We start from the raw sequence: 20,478 nt of genomic DNA, 5'->3' as shown, positions 1-20,478 counted from the left end.
GACTTTTGTTTATTGCCCAAAGCAAGCTTCGGACTTTTGGGTGCCACAGAAAAACCCAAGCCCTGGCGTTCAAAACTTGCTTTGGATCCCTCCTTTTTTCAAGGAAGTGGTTTATGGCGAAATCCTTATTTTTTTTCGAGTTTCTTTTTGGCGGCTTCGGCTTGCTGGCCGATGCTTTCGACCGTGGAGCGGTATTCGGCTTGCGCCGCGTTGGCGGTATCGGCGATGACCGAGTTGTCCGCGTTCGCTTCCTTGACCAGGCATTCGTAATACACCTTGGCCTGCTGTTGCCAGGCGTTGATTTTAGCGACGCTTTGGTTGAAGGCTTCGACGTTGGTTTGATTTATCGCCGGCACTTCGGGCTTGTTGCCGCAGTCGGCGAGCGACCATTTGCCGTTCGCGAGGGTGCCGGCGTTGACGTACAAAGGTGCCGCCAGGGCAAGGGTCAGAAAGCGAAAGGTGTTTTTTGTCATAGTTTTTTCCTGTTTTCAAGTTTTGCAGGTACGTTATGCGCACCATTTTTTAAGAAATCGTAGGATCGTAGGTTGGGCTGAGCGAAGCGAAGCCCAACGATGATCTTTGGCCACGCTGTTAGGCTTCCTGACGTCAGCCCAACCTACCGAGGGCAGATTTTTGATCGCCTGCGCCCGGGAACGGATCGGATCGCGCCGGCAGTTCGTGCAACATAAAGCATTACGGTTTAAAATCCGCCGCCCAGCGCCAGATACAGGTCGATCCGGTTGTTCAGCAATTGCCGGCGCGCGGTCAGGTGCGCGCTTTGCGCATTCAATGTGCTGCGGTAGCTGTCCAGCAGCGTCAGAATTTCGATCAGGCCGTGCTGATAGGAATAGATGGCGAGCTTGCGGCTGGCGTCGGTTTGCCGGACCGCTTCCTCCAGGGCTTGTTCCTGTTCGCGCAAGCGGTCTTCGGCGGCCAGGGTCTGTTCGACTTCGCGAAACGCGTTCAATGCGGCGCTCCGGTAGCCGTTCAGCAATTCCTCGACGCGCGCTTGCTGCAACTGAATTTCGCCGCGCAGCCGCCCGCCGGTGAAAATCGGCTGCACGAGGCCGAGCGCCAAATGCCAGGCCGCCGCGCGCGGATCGATCAATTCACTCAACGCGGCGCTGCCGGCGCCGCCGCTTGCGGTCAGCGCAAAGCGAGGCAGTAAAGCCTTGCGGGCGCTTTCCAGGCGTTTATCGACCGCGCAAAGGCGTTCAAAGGCGGCATTGAGGTCCGGCCGCCGTTCGACGAGAGCCGAAGGCATGCCGGCCGGCACCGCTTTCGGCAGCGCAGGCAGCGCTTCGCCAACGGCGAAGTGTCCGTCCGGATAGCGGCCCAATAAGACTTGCAACGCGCGGGTCAGGTTCTGCACGCGGGTGCGTTGTTCGGCAAGCTGGGCTTCGGCGTTCGCCAGATCGGTCAGGGCCAGGCGCAGGTCCAGGGCGTGGGTCAGGCCGCGCCGGAAGCGCCCGCGTAACAATTCGACCAAAGTGCGGCGGTCGCGCATCGATTGTTCGGCGACACGGACTTGCGCGTGGGCTTCGGTCAGTTCGATAAAGTTCTGCGCGGTGCGCGCGGCCAGCGACAGGCGTGCGGCTTGCCAATCGGAGACTGCGGCTTCGGCTTCCTGCCCCGAAGCAAGCTGCGCGGCGCGAATGCGGCCCCAGACGTCCAGTTCCCACGACAGATCGAAAAACGCCTCGAACGCGCCGGTTTCGGGCACGCCCCTGCCGGGATCGTCACGCCCGTAGCCTGTCTGGAAGGCCAGTTGCGGCCAGCGTCCGGCACCGTCGATGCGCATTTGCGCACGCGCAGCCTCGATGCGCGCCGCGGCCGCGCGCAGATCGAAGTTGCCGGCGAGTGCGGCGTTCACCGCTTGCGTGAGCCGGGGATCCGCAAATGTCTCCAGCCAATGGTTCGAAGCGGCGCCCTGCCGCTGCCGTTCGGCAGACCATTGGGCCGGCAGCGGAGGCAGCGAAGCCAGCCGTTCGCGTTCGGGCGGCGTCATGCAGCCCGGCAGCAGCAAGCCGCAGAGCGCGGCAAGGGCGGATTTCAAACGATGTAAACGGCGTTCGCGCCGAGCGACTTCCTTTTCGAGAATCATGGTAAAAATTAACAGGAGGATTGGCTTTGTTTCATTGCCGGTCTTCAATTACCGGCGCTCGAAATAATTTTCCGTTTCTTTACCGTAATCGTTTTGCGAGGGCTCGTAGGCGGATTGTTGAAGGTGTAACTGGACCTGTAATTCGGCAATTTGCCGATTGGCTTTTTCCACTTGAACGCGTAAATCGCCGATGATTTCCTGCAGATATTGAAAATGAATCTGAAAATAGCGGGCCGACGGAAACGGCGAATCGGGCGGAGGCGAATTTTTTGCGGCTGTACTCCTTTTCGTCTTCATAAAAAATACCTGAAAATACAAAGTGCTGTGACCTGAAAAGTCTTTTTTCCTAAAGCCTAAGCTGCGTCGGCACGGCGACACGAGAACTCATTATCCTTAGTAAGACGTTTGAGCAGTGAAAAAACCCCACCTTCAGGACAAAAAAATCGGGCCTGACGGTTCTGTAGTGGCCTAATAAAAACAGACACGCCGATAGGTTGATAAACGCTATCAACCAAAAACACGGAAACAAGACCATGATAAAAAACGTCGGGTATTCGACAGCGGTTGCAAATGGCAAGGGGTGCGGATGATCAAAGACCAGGGGCTGAGCGTCAGCCAGGTCTGTGAGGATATGAACCGCGGTGAAACCGCGGTCCGGCGCAGGGTAAAGCAGTTCGAATCCGAGCAAGCCACAGCCCGGTCCAGGAAAGCCGCTGACAGCAGAGCAACAGCGGATTCGTCAACGGGAAGCCGAAGTGCGCCAATTACGGATGGATAACGATATCTTAAAAAAAGCCTCCGTGGATTCAGCAGTTGCAACAGAAGGCCATCCCTGTGCGGCACAGTTGCCGGGTTTTAGCCGTCAGCCGTTCAGGCTACTATACCGCCAAGCAAAGGAGCCAACGTCCCGTGACGGTTTGCGCGATGGCAGTCCATCTAAAAAGCGCCTTCGCCGCCGGGGGGAGTTATGGCAGCCGACGGCTCTGCCGGGCACTGAGGGATCGTGGCATGCGGATGGGTCGTTATCGGGTACGTCGCCTGATGCGGGATTATCAGCTCAAGCCGGTATGGAAACGCAAGTTCGTGCATACCACCGACAGCCAACATAACCTGCCGGTGTTTGAGAACGTGCTGGATCGCCAGTTCACCCCGTCCGCGGCCAATCGAGCGTGGGTGTCGGATATCACCTATATCCGCACGGGGAGCGGCTGGCTCTACTTGGCCGCCGTGCTGGACTTGTACTCGCGCAAGGTCGTCGGCTGGGCGATGGCGCCTTCCATGCCGGCCGAGCCGGGGTGCGCGGCCTTGCAAATGGCCATTTGCCAACGCCGGCCGCCACCCGGCCTGATCGTCCATTCCGACCGCGGCAGCCAGTATGCCAGCCAGGACTATAGGAACTTACTCGACCGCCATGGCTTGATCGGCAGCATGAGCCGTCAGGGCAATTGTGGGATAATGCCGATGGAGCGGTTCTTTCTGAATCTCAAAATGGAACGGGTTTGGCGACAGGACTATGCCAATCACTCGGAAGCCATTCACGATGTGACCGACCATATCGTGGGCTTCTATAACAGCCAACGCTTGTTCCACATTGGGCTATCGGCCTCCCAATGCCTTTGAACGGGAAATGGCCGCATCACACCTACCGTTGTGTCTGACCACTACCGTTGACCTTTACGGGCGATTAAGCCCGACAGGTCCAATTGGCGGTTGAATTCGTTGAACAATGCCTCAGTCCATTTCTTTACCGCTACCTCGAATTTTTAGCGGTTCCCTTGAAAATATTAATTCGATCCGGCCTGCTGCATGTGCAGCCGTAAGCTCAGCGGGCGCATGTCTGTCCAGACTTCTTTGATATAGTCCAAGCATTCCTGTTTGAGACCTTTTAGGCCTACGGCCCGCCAACCGCCGGGAATTTCCTTATAGTCCGGCCAAATGGAATATTGCTCTTCGTCATTTACGACGACCTGATAAATCGTAGTGTCTTCCTCATCCCAACTCATCTTTTTCTCCGGGGGCGGGTGCAAAAGAAGCGAAGCGGATTGCTTCGCCAGTTAAAGTCTTCAATCCGGAAGACGACCTGAGCCGTCTTTGTCCTCAGTCGTTGCTGAAATCGGCCTGATGTATTTTAAATCGTTTGCGGCAATGCAATAGCGCCCGAGCGAGAAGCTTTTCAACAGCGCTGTCAGTAATATTCATCTCAATGGCAATTTCGGCATAGGTCATGCCGTAAACACGATTCAAAATAAATGCTTCCCTGGCTCGTTCAGGTAGGCCATCAACAATATTGGAAAAAATCGAAAGTTTTTCATTGACGATTGCCAGGTGCTCGGCCGAAGGCAGTTCATCCGAGACGGTCAAAGTGGGGTCGGCGTTATTTAGATGTTTCTCAATGACTTTGCGGTGTTTGATATGGTCATAAGCCAGGTTTTTAGCTGTTTGAAATAGGAAGCCTCGGGGGTGTTCGATGATCTGCTTGCGAGCTTCCCTGGAAAATATAATGAAGCATTCTTGCACGAGTTCTGCGGCGGTATCCGGGCAATCAACAATACGTGATAAATGAAGTTGTAGTTCAGATCGATGATTGATGTACACAGAGTCAAAATTCATGCTCAATTTCCTAATGATTGTTATGCTGGCTTGGTCGGCTGCATTGACATGGGTTGCAAAGTGCTATAGGGCTGGATTGTGTGGCCAGTGGTATGCAAATTTCATAATTTTACAGGGGTAAAAACGGGTATCGTTCAAACAGAGGCTTTGCATCAAGGTTAAATCAATGATTGATAATGCAAAAACCAAGCCAATTATTAATATTTTTTAATATCAATGAGTTGTATTCTCATTGGCGAGAGATCTGGATGTCGAACAGGTGTAATGCCATATCGGAGTGCGCCATATGACACAGTTTAATTGTCGTGATTGACTTGCCCTTCTGGGTTTGAATTGCATAAAAGTCGTTGTTATTCCGATGGCATCGGGTACTCTGCCGAATTAAAAAAGGTAGACTTTCAACGCGCGGGTGCGGCCAACGAATATGCTGAGGTTATTGTGCATTCAAAGCGTCTTCTATGTGACATGAATGTCAAACTTAATCATGAATGCATGTTCGGGTTTGTCTCCTTAGGTGCCGCAATCATAAAGAGTGGTCGGAACCTCCCGTTCCCTCTTTAAACTGAACGTTCGTTTTCGATAATGCAAAAATACTGGGTAGTTCGGCGCAATCACTATGAGGAGCAATGTCGTTAAGTTAAGCCGGTGCCTGGCGCGGAATAAGGGGGGAATGTACGGCTTATCAGTGGGAAGATGCCTTCGTCGCGATTGCAGGCACTCGAATCGCGACGAGGACGTCGCTCCTACAATACTTAGGATTTGGCTCCAAATAATTTCCCGAAATCGGTAGGCTCCAGATAAGCTGAAGTAAACGTTCGCTTCCCCCTTTGAAAAGGGGGGATAGAGGGGGATTTATTAAAAAATCTCCCCTAACCCCTCGGTAACTGCTTCCTGCGTTACTCTCGATCGCTTGTTCCCGACGCGATCTACCTTCCCCATCCGTGGGGTCGTACCTCCTGCATGAACGCCAGGGATGGCGTGAATGCAGAGATTGCACGACTGCATGGATGCAGGAGGTACGAGCCCAAGGAAGGGCGAGGTAGATCGCGTCGGGAACACGCGATCGAGGACAACGCAAGGAGCGGTTGTCGAGGAGCAAATCTCTGCCCATGCAGTCGTCTTTTTCAAAGCGGGAGACTGAACGCGTACGCGCTAAAAAGCGACGCAATGCGAATCGGTTGAAACCGGGAAGTTATTTCCGCCCAAATCCTTAAGTTAACGACATTGCTATGAGGGCGGTGTTTTTGTCTACAACGATTACTGCTTATCAACTGGTTTAGCTATATGACGGAGTCACTATGCTGCTATTTTTATGGCGCTCATCATGGATCACTATTGCGGGGGTGTTGCTGACGGGTGTTATCAGCGGCCTGAGTAATGCGGCATTGATTGCATTTATCAATACCCGTCTGGTTGGCCAAATGAATATCCCATACGCCATTGGGTGGTTTGCCGGATTGGCATTGACTGTATTGGTCAGTCGAACGGCATCTCTTTATTTGTTGAATCGATTCAGCACGCAATTGGTCCGGGATCTGCGGCTGCGTATCAGCCGGCTGATTTTGAGTGCGCCGTATCCAGATTTGCAAAAGATGGGGAAATCGGCGCTGCTCAGCCATCTGACTGAAGATGTCACCGCGATAGCAAGCGCCAGCGAGCTTTTTCCGGTGCTCTGCATCAACTTTGCGATTCTGGTTGGCTGCATGGCTTATTTGAGTTGGCTGTCCTGGCAATTGGCTCTCGTGCTTGCCGGCATCATTTTGTTTGGCGTGACGACTTTCAATTTTTTCAAAGAGATACCCCTCAGATCCGTCCGAATCGCACGCGGCGAATATGATGTGCTTGGCAGAGGTTTTACTGCGTTGACCGAAGGCGTTCGCGAATTGAAACTTCATCGCCGGAGAAGTGAAGCGTTTGTTTCCCAATCGCTTTCCAACAGCGCCGAAGCCTATCGGCGGCATTCTTTTCGCGCGGCTGCCGCTTACTTGTGGCTGAACCAATGGGTTCAATTACTCTATTATCTGACCATCGGCGCGATTTTGTATGCCTTCCCCCTTTGGCAAACGCTGAATCAAGAAATCATCAGCGGTTATGTTTTAGTGTTTTTATTCATGATGTCCCCTCTCACCATCGTGACGAACAGCTTACCGGCTTTCAGCCGCGCGAAAGTTTCGCTGGATAGGATTTTGCAGCTCGACGAGAAGCTTGTTGAACGAAGCCTTGACGAACGTCCGGCCGGATTTGCGGTACTACAGAAAAGCTTTACCTCATTGACGCTTACCGGCGTTACCCATAGCTTTCACCGGGAAAAGGAAAACCGGAATTTCACATTGGGGCCGATAAATCTTGAGTTTCATCCCGGCGAGCTCGTTTTTCTGGTAGGCGGCAACGGCAGTGGCAAGACGACATTGGCCATGCTGTCGATCGGCCTGTACCATCCCGCAAGCGGCAGGATTTCATGGAACGGTTGCCCTGTCGATGGGGGCAACCGGGATGCTTATATGCAGAACTTTTCGGTGATTTTCTCCGACTTTTATCTATTTGACGAGTTGTACGGCGTTGACGCGGAACAGCATCGAGGCGCCGTGGATGATTATTTACAGCGTTTACATCTCAATCATAAGGTAGAAATCATCGATGGCCGGTTTTCTTCGGTGAGCCTGTCCCAAGGGCAACGTAAGCGTCTGGCATTATTGGTGGCTTATTTAGAGGACCGGCCCTTCTATGTGTTTGACGAATGGGCTGCCGATCAAGACCCGGAATTTAAACATTTGTTCTATACCGAGTTGTTGCCGGCACTGAAGGCGCGCGGCAAAACGGTTCTGGCGATCACGCACGATGAAAAGTATTTCTATCTGGCCGATCGATGCATCAAGCTCGACGAAGGCAATATCGCTGCAATTGAATATCCTCAAGGATACGCCGGGCACGTCGCGGTAAACGCTGAACGGCCGCGTCCGGCTCAAACGGAAACTTCGATCTCGTGATGCAGGTAGACGGCAATGGTTAAACCGAAAAAATGGCTACGTATTGGGCTTGGCTCGATTGGATTACTCGTTGTCGCAGGCGGATTGGGCTATCGCGGGTGGCTGCAATCGCTGCCCATTCTAAACGGTGAATTCAAATTGGCCGGTCTGTCTTCGTCGGTCAGCGTGGACACGGATGCTCACGGCATTCCGCTCATCAATGCCAATAACCGCATCGATGCGGCGCGCGTACTGGGTTATGTGACGGCCCGCGATCGTTTGTTTCAAATGGATTTGATGCGGCGCAAGAGCGCCGGGCGATTGGCGGAGATATTCGGCGAAATGGCGCTAAAAAGCGACATACAGTCAAGAATCTACGGCTTTAATGTCAAAGCGCGGCAAATGTTGTCCAAGCAGCCGGCAATACATCGCCAATATTTAGAAGCTTATGCGGAGGGCGTCAACAGTTATCTCCGGCAAAATCCTGCTTTACCCTTTGAGTTTAAAGTACTCGGCTACCGGCCTGAGCCTTGGCTGGCTGAAGATTGCCTGCTGGTCGTGTTGGGGATGTTTGAAAACTTGACGGCCTGGGTTGAGCGCAGCGAGCGGATGCTCAGCATCATGGAGCGGACCCTGCCGCCCGAAGTACTGGCGTTTTTGACGCCGGACAGCGACCGGTTTACCGACGATTTGATGATGTTCACCCAATCCCTTAGGCCCCCGCAAGGCATCCCTATATCCGCTATGCAAACCTTGCTGGCAGGCGGTACATCTGATTCGAAAAGCCTGGCCAAGGCTCCGGAGGAAACCCTGGCCGGCTCCAATGCCTGGGCGGTGAGCGGCGGCAAAACAAGCGACGGCCGCGCGATACTGGCGAATGATATGCATTTGGGGATTAGCGTCCCCAACATTTGGTACCGCGTTGAACTTCAATATCCCGAGGTGCGGGCAGCCGGCCTGAATTTGCCGGGCACTCCCTTTCTTATTTCGGGCAGTAACCGGCATATTGCCTGGGGGATAACCAACCTCGGCGGCGACTTTCTGGATTTGGTCAAACTCGAAATCAATCCCGGCAACGCTCAGCAATACCGGATCGGCGATCGTTGGCAAAATTTCGACGAACGGCATGAAACGATCCCTATCAAAGGCTCGGAGCCCAAGGCATTGACGGTGAGAGAAACGCAATGGGGGCCGGTCGCGGAGCAACCGTTATTGGCGCAGCCGGTTGCCATTCATTGGGTGGCTTTGGATGCGGATGCGGTTAATGTCGGCATTATGGATTTGGAAGAGAGTAAAACCCTGGAAGCGTCTTTGGCTATTGTAAAGCGTGCAGGCGGACCGCAATTAAACGTGTTATTGGCGGATGAACATGGGCATATTGCCTGGACATTGACCGGCAAGATTCCCCGGCGTTTTGGCGGAGACGGGGCAATCAGCCGTTCGTGGGCCGATGGCAAAACAGGATGGCAAGGCTATATCCAACCCGATGAAATGCCCCAGTCCATCGATCCTGCCGAAGGTTTTTTGGTATCCGCCAATGATCGGCGATTTGCGGCCGATTTTCCGTATGTCATTGGCCATCAATACGCTAACGGCTACCGGGCGTACCGAATCAAGCAACGGCTCAAGCAAGCGGCGACCCATAGCGAATGGTCGTTGTTCACTCTTCAGCAAGATACGCAAACCGAATTTTATGACTATTACCAGCAGCTTGCATTAAAAGCCTTGTCACCGGACGTTTTAGCGCAAAAGCCCGAATTAACCGCGCTACGGGATTATTTGACAAGTTGGAACGGCAGGGCCGATATTGCAAGTTTGGGATTGCCGGTATTGGTGGAATTCCGCAAGCAACTGATTGATTCGGTTTTCACGCCATTCTTAAATGCCTGCAGGCAAGCCGACAAAAATTTTGCGTATCACTGGAATTATGTCGATACCCCCTTACAAACTTTGTTAAACGAAAAACCGGCGCTATTGTTGCCGGATGCCGCGCATCATAAGACGTGGGAGCAATTTATTTTGGCGCAATTGGAAACCGGCGCGGCCGCGGTGATGTCTCGTCATCCCGATGTCGGCCTGGCTGGTCTGACGTGGGGCAAGCAGAACATCGCCGATCACGCTCACCCTTTCTCCAAAGCGCTGCCTTTGCTTTCCCCCGCCTTGGATATGCCTCATCAGCCGCTGGCGGGATGCGGCGGGTTTTGTGTGCGAGTAACAGGTGCCGATTTCGGGGCGAGCGAGCGATTGGTCGTATCCCCGAATCATTTATCGGAAGGCATTTTACATATGCCGGGCGGACAATCCGGGCATCCGCTCTCAAGCCATTACAAGGATCAACAGGCTTTTTGGGTAGAGGGATTGCCCATGTCTTTGTTGACCGGCAAGTCCCGGCATAGACTGGTGTTGAGTCCGGAATAACCGGACCGGGTAAAGATAACATGAGCTAACGAACTCAGACTTCGATAGAATAACCCGTTGTTTTTTAAATTAGGTCAAGTAGTAGAGTATTTTGGAATCCGATCTGAATGACAATATAGACGAACAGGCTGTGGCGTGGTTTATCCGTTTGCGGGCTGATAACGTAAGTAACGAAGATAGGAAGTCTTTCGATCGGTGGCTTGAACAAGCCCCTGATCACCGTCGTGCGTTTGATGAAGTTTGCGCCATGTGGGGCGATACTGCATTGTTGAACAGCCTGAGAATCAATGCAAAATTACATCGCATTGCTCCCAAACCGCCTAAAAAGCGTTACCTCAATCCGAAAATAGCATTGGCCATTGCCGCTTGTTTGGTACTCGCTGTGCCGCTTGCCGGCCGAATGCGGATTCTATTGAGAGCGGACTATACGTCGGCAATGGGGGAGCGTAAAACCGTTCTATTAGAGGATGGGTCCACCGCGATGCTGAACACGGACAGTGCCATTGCCGTCAATATGAAAGACGGCAAGCGTTCCGTCGAGCTATTCAAGGGAGAAGTTTTTTTCGATGTTAAGCCCGACCCCAGCCGCCCGTTTTTGGTTCGCGCGGATCATTCGACGACGCGCGTATTGGGCACGCGGTTCTTTGTCAATCATCGCAAAGAAAGTGACGAGATTAAGGTGCTTTCCGGCCGTGTCGAAGTATCCGATAGTCAAATTTGGAAAGATCCTGTCGTTTTAGGCGAGGATGAGGCGGTCACCGTTTACGAGGCCTCATTGGGGCATCCGAGAAAATTGGATTCGAAACTCTCCACGTCATGGATTAACGGGTTTTTGGTGTACGAAAATGAAACGCTAGAGGCATTGGTTGAGGCCATCAATCGGTATCGTCCGGGAATGGTTTTCTTTAAAGATGCTTCATTACGGCAACTGAAAATCAACGGTCGCCTCAGCATCAGAGAGTCCCACGATATGCTGAAAGTGTTGCAAAGAACCATGGGCATCAAGATGACCTATGTAACCGACTGGGTCGTTATTATCGGCTAGGCCATGAACACGAGGCCGGCCAGGGAGGAAGCCCGTTCTTCGCCGGGTTTTCCGGGGCGAAGGACGAAAATGGCTGTAACAGGGCAGGTTTATTGTAGATTCAGTTGTAGGGTACGCTGTGCGTACCTTTTCACCTTCCAATAATGGTACGCACAGCGTACCCTACGGCAGTTTGTGCTCTTCGGAATGTAACTCAGGTTGGCAAAGGGGTATACGATAAGCGCTAGGCGGGGGAACGAGCGGGGAAAGCCATGATCGACAAAATCCAAATCCTAAGCGCTTAGTGCGGTATTTTCGCGACTAAATCGTCTTCTTTTAATACTTGTCTATGTTATTAAAAGATGAAGATTTTGGAGTTTTTATGAAAATCCGCCCATTTTGGGTGCGGGTTCATCGCTATACCGGTTTAGGGATGACCCTTTTCTTAGTCGTTGTAGGACTGACCGGCAGTTTACTGGCGTTTTACAAAGAGCTGGACGGCGCCATCAATCCCCATCTATATGTTGAAGCGCATGGCCGTAGGCCGCTCGATTTCGATACGCTCATTGAAAGTGCCGAGAGGCTCATCGCGCCGCAGGCGAGTGTGCAATCGTTATGGATGAATTCTGCGGCGGTACAATTTTCGGTATCTCCACGTCAAAATGAGCAAACGGATCGATCGTTCGAGTTGAATTACGATCAACTGATCTTTGATCCTTATACCGGCGCCGAATTGGGCCGGCGCCGTTGGGGCGTTATTTCCGAGGGCATGACCAATCTCATGCCTTTTATCTACAAGCTGCATTTCAACCTGGCGTTGGACGATGTCGGCATGTGGATTTTAGGCATCACCGCCTTGATCTGGACTATCGACTGTTTCGTCGGTTTCTACTTAACCTTGCCGGCCAAGGTATTTGCCGGTCAACGCAATCAATCGGCCGTTTCGCCGTTTTGGCAGCGCTGGCGTCGCGCCTGGCTGATCAAATGGCGCGGTTCTCCTTTTCGAATCAACTACGATTTACACCGGGCCGGCGGATTGTGGGTATGGTTGGCTTTATTGGTGTTCGCCTGGTCAAGCGTCTACATGAATCTGGGCGATACGGTTTATCAGAAAGTAATGCAATCCGTCAGCGACTATCATCAGCCCTGGGCCGATATCGAAGATTTACCTGAACCCTTGATTCATCCGGCAATCGATTTACGCGAGGCGTATCGCTTGGGTCATCAAGCCATGACCCGTGCCGCGGCCGAACACGGTTTCCAAATCGAAGCGCCCGTGGCAATTTGGATCAATCGCGCCAAAGGATTCTACGTCTATTGTGTCCGCAGCAGCCTGGATATTCAGGATCATGAAGGTCAAACGCGCGTTGTAATCGATGCCAATAGCGGACAGCAAAAAATGTTGCTGCTGCCTGCCGGCCAATATAACGGTAATACCGTGACCTCCTGGTTAACGGCCTTGCACATGGCTAACGTTTTCGGCTTGCCGTACAGGCTGTTCGTTTGCGTATTGGGCTTGGTCATTGTGATGTTGTCCGCGACAGGCGTCGTAATCTGGTTAAAGAAGCGCCGTTGATGTCGATTCCACGATTATCCTGTATGAATCCGGTAAAGAGCCTTCAGTAGCTGTAGGGTACGCTGTGCGTACCATTGGAGGGTGAAAAGGTACGCACAGCGTACCCTACAACTGAAAATAGCTGTTTTTTGCCATGTCCTTAATAACCGAATCAGTTTATGTCTGGCATGAGGCGGTGCCGTTTGAACGATAAACAACGCTTTATAAAAACACTTTTACCGGCTGCGGTGTTGCTGACGGCCGTGGGGGCGTCATGGGCAATGATCGAATTGCGCCCCAGCACGCTGCCCAAAGCGGCAGAGCCTGTCGTGCCGACTGTGCAAATCGTTCGCGCGGAACCGCAAACGCTGAAGCTGAATGTGATATCGCAAGGCGTGGTGGCGCCGCGCGAGGAGATCGATTTGATCGCCGAAGTGGGTGGTAAAGTATTGCAGGTGCATCCGGCGTTGGTCTCCGGCGGTTTTTTCGACATCGACGACGTTTTATTGATGATCGATCCGCGCGATTACGATTACGCCATCGTCACGGCCCAAGCCAAAATAGCCGAAGCCAGGCGTGTATTGACCAACGAACGTGCGCAAGTCGAACAAGCCGAGAGCGAATGGCAGGCGCTGGGCCAAGGCGAAGCCAGCGATTTGGCATTGCATAAACCCCAATTAGCCGAAGCCGAAGCAAAACTGCAGGCGGCCGAAGCGGATTTGGCCAAAGCAAAACTGGACCGCAGCCGTTGCGAGGTGCGCGCTCCTTTTGCCGGGCGCGTGTTGAGCAAACAAGTCGGGCGTGGCCAATTCTTGCCGGCGGGCAGCGTGATTGCCCGTATTTTTGCCAACGACGTCGCCGAAATCCGTTTGCCCATCGGCATCGATCAGCTGGCGTTTCTGGATTTGCCCCAGGGGAATAAAACAACCAAAAGCCGCTGGCCGAACGTGGTGCTCCATGCGGAAATCGGGGGCCGGTTACAGCATTGGCCGGGCCGCATCGTGCGCAGTGAAGCAGCCCTGGACAAGAGCAGCGGCCAATTATTTTTAATCGCACAGGTCGACCGGCCCGATCAAAGCGCGGCGGGCCGTGTTCCGCTGCTCAGCGGCTTATTCGTCCAGGCCGAGATTGAAGGCGCGACGCGCGACAAGGTATTTGCGTTACCGCGCACCGCCTTAAATACGCTGCAGCAAGTCAGATTGGTCGACAACGAACAGCGCCTGGAGCTCCGCCAGGTGGAAGTGCTGCGTACCGAAGCGGATAGAGCGATTATCAAATCCGGCCTCGCTTCCGGCGAACGGGTGGTGATTTCGGAAATGCCGATGCTGGTGGCCGGTATGCGTGTCGTCATTACCGAGCCTCAAGCGGCTAATACGCCATGAACAAACCGCTCACCCCAATGCAGGCGCATGAGCGGGTTTCCGGTTTGCTGGCCTGGTTTGCCGGCAATCCCGTGGCCGCCAATCTGCTGATGCTGTTGATTCTCACGGGTGGGGTTCTCGGCATGATTGAAGTCGACAAGGAAGTCTTTCCGCGCTTCAGTCCGCATCAGATCGAGGTAACGGCGATTTTTCCCGGCGCGGGCCCGTCGGAAGTCGAAGAATCCGTCTGCGTCCCGATCGAAGAAGCGGTGCATGACTTGTCGGGCATCAAACATCTGCACGGGGAAATCCGCGGCGACACCTGTACCTTGGGCGTCGAGATTCTGCCGGATCGCGACCGGGAGCAGATGATGGCGCTGTTGCGCGGGCGAGTCCAGTCGATTCAACGTTTGCCGAGACAATTGGAAAAAATCGACGTGTCGCCCGCCGATCGCAAAGGCGATGACGGCGTGATTTGGGTGGCTCTGCACGGCGAAACCGATGCATTCACGCTGCAGCAATTCGGCGACCGGATTCAACAGCAGCTGGCCGCCATTCCGGGGGTCAGCCGTGTCCGTAATTACGGTGAAATCGCTTACGAAATCGGTATCGAGGTGGCGCATGAACAACTGCGCAAATACCGGCTGACCTTGGACGATGTCGCCCAGGCCATCCGCAAGGCTTCCGTCGAGTTGCCGGGAGGCTTGGTCAAAAGTCCGGATGGCGAATTGTTATTACGCGTGCATAGCCGGGCCAAAGATGCCGAGGCCGTCGGCAGTTTGGTGATCAAGACGTTGCCCGATGGAAATCGCCTGAGGCTGGATCAGATTGCTGCGATCAAGGACGGGCTCGAAGAGCGTCTGTATACCTGGCGGCACAATGGGCAAACCGCGCAAGGCTGGGAAATACACACCGAACAGGACAGTGTCGCGGTGGCCAGGCAAGTCAAAGCCGCGGTTGAAACTTTACGCGCCAGTCTGCCTGAGGGTTTGCGCTTGATTACCTGGTGGGACGATTCGCAAGCGTATGACGAACGGATCGGCACGTTGTTGGAAGACGGCTTGAGCGGTTTTTTACTGGTCTGTCTGGTGTTGACGCTATTCCTGCGCTTGCGCGTGGCCTTATGGGCCGGTGTCGGTATTTTTACTTCAGTCCTCGGCGCTTTTTGGCTGATGCCGGTGCTGGATATTTCGTTGAATATGCTGTCGTTGTTCGGCTTCCTTTTGGCGATGGGGGTTTTGGTCGATGATGCCATCATCATCGGCGAAAGCGTGCATAGCCGGCAGGTCGAGGGCGGCGAAACGCCTTTGCAGGCAGCCATCAACGGCGTCAAGGCCGTTGCGTTACCGGTCACGTTGTCGGTATTGATTGTGCTGGTGGCGTTTTTGCCCGGTTTATATCTGCCGGGATGGGCAGGCCAGATGATGCGGCCGATTTGTCTGATCATGATTCTGACCTTGGTTTTTTCCCTGGTCGAAGCTTTATTGATATTGCCCTCGCATTTGGTGGCAGTTACCGAGTCGACTACTGAAACGACGCGTTTGCAACGTTTGCGCGCACGGCTCAATCGGGGCTTGGATCGTTTTGTCGAGTCGGTTTATCGGCCGTTACTGCATGCGGTTCTGAACTGGCGTTATTTGACGGTCGCTTTGTTTGCCGCCTTGTTGATCGTGTGCGCAGGTTTGGTGGCAAGCGACCGCGTGCGGCAATCCATCAATCCCGACGTCACCAAAGACAGTTTCTGGGTATCGATTCAACTGCCGCAGAGCGCGCCGTATAGCGAAGCTCAAGCACTGGCTACCCGCGTTGAAAACGCTTTGTTTGCGTTGCGGGATGAATTGGACGGTGTCCCCCAGGATAGTCAAAGCCGAAGCGCGGGCGTGAACGCCGCTCACGCCCATGACCGCAGCGTCATTGTCGGAGTCGAAACCATTATTTGGGAACATGGCGCAGGCATCTGGCTGGAATTGTCGGCGGAAGGCCGGCAACGCATCAAAGTGGAAGATTTTATCCGTGATTGGCGGCAACGCATCGGCGATATCGGGCGCGGTAAAGTGGATTTCATTTTCAAGGAAGGCGACGAGCCCTACGACATTGAATTGATGCTGGGAGCCGATCAATCGAACATCTTGGGGCCGGCCGTCGAACAGCTCAAGCAGCAAATCAAGGCCTTTCCAGGCGTATACGATGTCATCGATTCCGCGGAACCCGGCAAACCGGAAATCCATTTGACGCTGAAACCCGATGCGGAACGGCTGGGATTGCGCTTGGAATTATTGGCCGAACAAGTTCGCCAGGGTTATTACGGCGAGGAAGTGCATCGATTCATGCGCGGGCGAAAAGAAGTCAAGGTCATGGTGCGTTACCCGTTGAACGAACGGCGTTCGCTGGATCAATTAAAAGACCAGCCGATCCGCTTGCCGAACGGTATGAGTGCGCCTTTGTCCAATTTAGCCGATGTCGAGCTGGTTCAAGGGTATTCCCGTATTCACCGGGAAGACCGGCAGCGCGTGTTGAAAGTCCAGGCGCGCGTCGATCCGACGCAGGCCGATGCCAACGAACTCTATGCCGTGCTGGAAAAGGATGTTTTTCAAGCATTGGAAAATCGGTTTCCGGGGCTGAACATCGAAATCGGCCAACAACGCCAGGAACAAAAAGCGTTGTTGGCGGCGTTCAGCAAAAACACCGTCATTGCGCTGTTAGTCATTTATGCGCTGATCGCGGTGCCGTTTCGTTCCTACAGCAAACCCGTCATCTTTCTACTCGCGGCTCCCGTGGCCTGGAGCGGTGCGGTGCTGGCGCACTGGGCAACCGGTTTGCCGCTATCGATGGAGTCGCTGGTGGGCATGATCGCGGCCAGCGGCGTCGTGGTGAACGATAGCCTGGTGCTGTTGGATTACATCCGTCAACACGATGGTGACGAGCGCCCCGTCGAAGTTTTGATTACCGAAGCGTGTACCTCGCGTTTTCGACCCATTTTGTTGGCCTTTCTGACTAATTTTGCCGGTTTCCTACCCACCCTGCTGGAAACCAGTCCGCAGGCACAATTTCTGATCCCGATGACCTTGTCGTTATCGGCGGGCCTATTGATCGGCATGGCGGCCAGCCTGATTCTGACTCCCGCTTGCTATGCGATTTTGGGAGACTCGCCGAGGGAAAAATATCGATCCGCATGAAGTCTGAATGATGAGGGGATCGAATATACGACAAAAATATAGGAGAAAGCCGCATGCATAGTTCGTCCGAGGGAATCCGCAACGGAGAGCTTGCCACGTGCGGCGCATTATCGAGCGCTGAACAAGCTGTTCGGCGGCACGCTGAAGCCCTACGAGGAACTGCAAGCGGAATATCAAGCCGTCCAACGGCAAAACCGTTATTTTGGCTGATCAAGCACGTGCTTTATACCAACGTCTGGGACTTCAAGCTGGTGCCCTGGTATCCGCCAACCATCCCTGCGAAAGGCCGCTGGATTTGATGCGGCATATCGTCGAGGCCAGTTCCCGGCCCGGAGATATGGTGCTCGACACCTTCGACGGCAGCGGCTCGATGGCGATCGCTTGCCGGGCGTTGGGAAGGGGATTTGTGGGGTGTGAAAATGGGGAAAGAAGAGTTTGAGAGGGCGATGAGCAGATTGGCTACAAGGTAATTTGATGAACAAATAAGCGCCATTTGCTATCGAAAGATAAAATATTCTTTGTCATTTCCTGGTTTTAGATTACCATTAGCAGCGAATCCAGCCCTTAGCAGTAAGCATATTTAAATCATCTTTAATATGCCGACCCTCTGGGCTTTTTTTTGCCTTCTATTTTTATCAAGCCCATGAAGACAGCTATTTTAATTGACGGGGCATATTTTATTAAGCGGTTTCGCACCCTATTTCCGGAGCATGCTGCTGATGCTAAGAGGGCAGCCGATTTAGCCTTTCGGTGCGCATTGCTGCATTTGCGAGAGCGTAATAAAGAAAAGCATATAAACGCCCTTTACCGTATTTTTTTCTATGATTGCCCTCCGCTTGAGAAGAAAATGCATAATCCGATTAGCAAGAAATGCATTGATTTTGCTAAATCGAACGAGGCTGTATTTAGGCATGCGTTGCATCACGAACTGCGAAGAAAACGCAAAATGGCCTTGCGTCTTGGAAGGATTGGACCTGATGTTACCTGGGGCTTTAAGCCTGGAATTACTGAACGGTTGCTAAAACGCGAGATCACGATAGAGCAATTGACCGAGGATAATTTAATTCCCAACTTCCGGCAGAAAGGAGTCGATATGCGAATCGGATTGGACATCACCTCTATAGCCCTTAAAAAACAGGCTGAACGGATCGTTCTGGTATCCGGCGATGCCGATTTTGTTCCCGCAGCCAAATTTGCCCGTCGGGAAGGGATTGACTTTATTTTGGACCCCATGTGGCAAAGCATCCCGGACGATTTATTCGAACACATCGATGGATTGCATTCGACTTGCCCGAGGCCTAAGAAAAAATCGGTCAATCAAGGTAGAATGCCTAACGCTTAAGGCGAATTCGTCGATAGGTAACCCGCTATGATTCAGGAGAATGGCGGTTTACTGCACGAAACCGTCCTACGCTCTACGGCTCTGCCCCCCCAGCCAGCCAGCTACTTAAAATTTTCCAAACCCCAAACCGACGGACGGAAGCTTCTGGGATTATGCTGTGATTGCCTGCCTGTTCCAGAAAGTTGGTGCTTCTGTCCGCGGCATATTCGGCCGGCCGTTAAATTTAAACCCAGAAGGTTCAACTTTTATGAATTATTGTGGGGTTTTATACTGTTCCGATCAGTTCATAACTAAGTAGATGCTATTGCGTTATAAAACTCAGGATAAAAAATGATGATCAGCTTTTAATACGTGTGAATGGGTAAATCGTTGAAAACTAATAATACTGATAACCAGAAAGATATTCAGCCACGCTTAGCAATCTGTACGGCATTACCGAAGGAATTAGCTGCTTGCCTAGCAATATTCGATTCGACAACTCCCTTGAATTCAGATTGTCCAGATGATGCTAATCAGTATTGGTGGGGGAGTTTACCGAGCCGTGGCGGTGGAAAACCTCATCAGGTTTTGGTGACATCGCTTGTAAAAATGGGCAACAATGTTGCTGCCACGGCGATAGCGAATCTTATACGTAGTTTCCCGACTGTTGAATGTATTTTGATGGTCGGTATTGCTGGAGGAGTGCCAGACCCTAAGAAAGTTGAAAGCCATGTTCGTCTCGGCGATGTGGTTGTTACCAACGAAAAAGGCATTCTCCAGTATGACAATAATAAACGAGATTCAAACCTAATTGAGGTCCGCGATAACTCTCCTAAACCTGGCGCTTTTTTAATAGCAGCGGCTAAAGCATTGGAAGCTGAAAGATTGTTAGGGAAACATCCTTGGCAGGATCATATTGCCCGATGCAATCACCTAGAAGATTATCAACGACCGTCTTCAAATACAGATGTATTACGTGACTCAAGTGATAAGAAAAAACGTATCAAACATCCAATTGATCCGTGGCGTAATAGACATCCAAACAGTCCCAAGATTCATCTAGCAGCTATCGGTTCTGCAAATACCCTACTGAAGGACGCAATTTTTCGCGATCAATTACGGGATAAACATGGTGTTCGCGCTATAGAGATGGAAGGATCGGGAACGGCAGATGCATCTTGGAGCGCAGGACGTGAATACATCGTAATACGAGGTATTTGTGATTATTGTGATGAGCAGAAAAACGATATTTGGCAAAACCATGCAGCATTGGTAGCCGCAGCTTATGCTAGGTCATTGATCGAAAATTTATCCTATCATCCACCAAGGCAGCGCGCCGATAGAAATCCGTTTGTGGCATCAGAAGGAGCCAGCTCGTCTGTTGAAAGAACAATTATTGTTTCTTCCAATTTATCGGATGATATTGAGCAATTGCTTGTCGATTTAGGAGAAGCCAAGGCAGAAAAAACTGGAATCAATTCGCTCAATGCGAGGGCGTGGCGATGCCGAAGAGGCCTGGCAAGCATTGTCAGCCGAGCTTGCTGCTTTGGCTGGCACTCGAATACCACAGGAAATACAAGCGAATTATTATTATCATGCGGCCCGTTGGGCACAAGAAGACGAAAAACCTCCTGAAGAATGCCGCCGCTACTATCAAACTGCTCGCCGCCTAAATCCAGAATTGGACGATCGGACCTATCGGGCATTTGAAGCGGTTTCTGAAAATCGATTTGATGATGCCATTGCTATCCTTTCCCCGCTGGATTCGGAGCCAGTGGCAATTAATCTTCTTAAATGTCTATTAGATTTCAATCGTGGAGCCGAAGCAGACGAGTTTATAAAGAAGCTCGAAATACCCATCACCGACGAAATACGGCGTTTTCAAGCGCTTTGCCGTTTAGCGGCTGGCAACATTGATGGTGCCTGGCTGGTTCTCGAACCTA

General features: G+C 52.5%; 14 protein-coding genes and 1 pseudogene. 10 read left to right on the top strand and 5 right to left on the bottom strand.

All coding sequences use genetic code 11. The features are described from left to right. Positions 1-125 precede the first annotated feature (125 nt). The 3 genes from CC94_RS0100420 to CC94_RS0100410 form a co-directional block, all read right to left on the bottom strand. Entirely contained in the window at positions 126-473 is a 348-nt protein-coding gene (locus CC94_RS0100420) for a hypothetical protein (protein ID WP_005373044.1), read from the bottom strand. 227 nt (positions 474-700) lie between these two features. Further along, positions 701-2,104, bottom strand: a complete 1,404-nt coding sequence (locus tag CC94_RS0100415; protein ID WP_245619682.1) for an efflux transporter outer membrane subunit — start codon at positions 2,102-2,104, stop codon at positions 701-703. Between the two features lie 48 nt (positions 2,105-2,152). Next, positions 2,153-2,401: a hypothetical protein gene (locus CC94_RS0100410; RefSeq protein ID WP_005373042.1), complete on the bottom strand. Its 249-nt coding sequence runs from the start codon at positions 2,399-2,401 to the stop codon at positions 2,153-2,155. Between the two features lie 232 nt (positions 2,402-2,633). Here CC94_RS0100410 and CC94_RS21030 point away from each other — a divergent pair. Beyond that, a pseudogene (locus CC94_RS21030) lies at positions 2,634-3,818 on the top strand (IS3 family transposase); the annotation flags it as partial. A gap of 70 nt (positions 3,819-3,888) precedes the next feature. Here the strand turns inward: CC94_RS21030 and CC94_RS0100395 are convergent. Then, positions 3,889-4,107, bottom strand: a complete 219-nt coding sequence (locus CC94_RS0100395) for an MbtH family protein (protein ID WP_031429453.1) — start codon at positions 4,105-4,107, stop codon at positions 3,889-3,891. A gap of 94 nt (positions 4,108-4,201) precedes the next feature. Further along, the gene (locus tag CC94_RS0100390; protein WP_031429451.1) at positions 4,202-4,714 is read right to left on the bottom strand and encodes an RNA polymerase sigma factor; all 513 of its coding nucleotides are present in this window, start codon (positions 4,712-4,714) and stop codon (positions 4,202-4,204) included. A 1,298-nt stretch (positions 4,715-6,012) separates the two neighbouring features. On the opposite strand from CC94_RS0100390, the gene CC94_RS0100385 reads away from it, so the two are divergent. The 9 genes from CC94_RS0100385 to CC94_RS25370 all read left to right on the top strand — a co-directional run bounded on the left by CC94_RS0100385 (position 6,013) and on the right by CC94_RS25370 (position 20,170). Further along, positions 6,013-7,701, top strand: coding sequence for a cyclic peptide export ABC transporter (locus tag CC94_RS0100385; protein ID WP_031429450.1), 1,689 nt, complete (start codon positions 6,013-6,015; stop codon positions 7,699-7,701). Positions 7,702-7,716: 15 nt separating this feature from the next. Continuing rightward, positions 7,717-10,098 carry a penicillin acylase family protein gene (locus CC94_RS0100380; RefSeq protein ID WP_031429448.1) on the top strand — a complete coding sequence of 794 codons (2,382 nt, stop codon included), beginning with the start codon at positions 7,717-7,719 and terminating at the stop codon, positions 10,096-10,098. A gap of 91 nt (positions 10,099-10,189) precedes the next feature. Then, positions 10,190-11,143: a FecR family protein gene (locus CC94_RS0100375; RefSeq protein WP_031429447.1), complete on the top strand. Its 954-nt coding sequence runs from the start codon at positions 10,190-10,192 to the stop codon at positions 11,141-11,143. A 328-nt stretch (positions 11,144-11,471) separates the two neighbouring features. Further along, entirely contained in the window at positions 11,472-12,698 is a 1,227-nt protein-coding gene (locus CC94_RS0100370; RefSeq protein WP_245619681.1) for a PepSY-associated TM helix domain-containing protein, read from the top strand. A gap of 158 nt (positions 12,699-12,856) precedes the next feature. After that, positions 12,857-14,059, top strand: a complete 1,203-nt coding sequence (locus tag CC94_RS0100365; RefSeq protein WP_084675271.1) for an efflux RND transporter periplasmic adaptor subunit — start codon at positions 12,857-12,859, stop codon at positions 14,057-14,059. After that, entirely contained in the window at positions 14,056-17,214 is a 3,159-nt protein-coding gene (locus tag CC94_RS0100360; protein ID WP_031429441.1) for an efflux RND transporter permease subunit, read from the top strand. Before CC94_RS0100365 ends, CC94_RS0100360 begins: the two co-directional genes overlap by 4 nt. A 202-nt stretch (positions 17,215-17,416) precedes the next feature. Then, positions 17,417-17,653, top strand: a complete 237-nt coding sequence (locus CC94_RS22700; protein WP_169740935.1) for a DNA methyltransferase — start codon at positions 17,417-17,419, stop codon at positions 17,651-17,653. Between the two features lie 204 nt (positions 17,654-17,857). Then, positions 17,858-18,556: an NYN domain-containing protein gene (locus tag CC94_RS0100350; protein ID WP_031429439.1), complete on the top strand. Its 699-nt coding sequence runs from the start codon at positions 17,858-17,860 to the stop codon at positions 18,554-18,556. A gap of 369 nt (positions 18,557-18,925) precedes the next feature. Beyond that, on the top strand, positions 18,926-20,170 hold the full coding sequence (locus tag CC94_RS25370; RefSeq protein WP_425411941.1) for a 5'-methylthioadenosine/S-adenosylhomocysteine nucleosidase family protein: 1,245 nt from the start codon (positions 18,926-18,928) through the stop codon (positions 20,168-20,170). The last annotated feature ends 308 nt before the right edge of the window (positions 20,171-20,478 follow it).

It is taken from the genome of Methylomicrobium agile (assembly GCF_000733855.1).
In the GTDB taxonomy this organism is placed as follows: domain Bacteria; phylum Pseudomonadota; class Gammaproteobacteria; order Methylococcales; family Methylomonadaceae; genus Methylomicrobium; species Methylomicrobium agile.
Note: the sequence above shows the minus strand (reverse complement) of the source record. Positions and strands in the feature narration are given on the sequence as shown.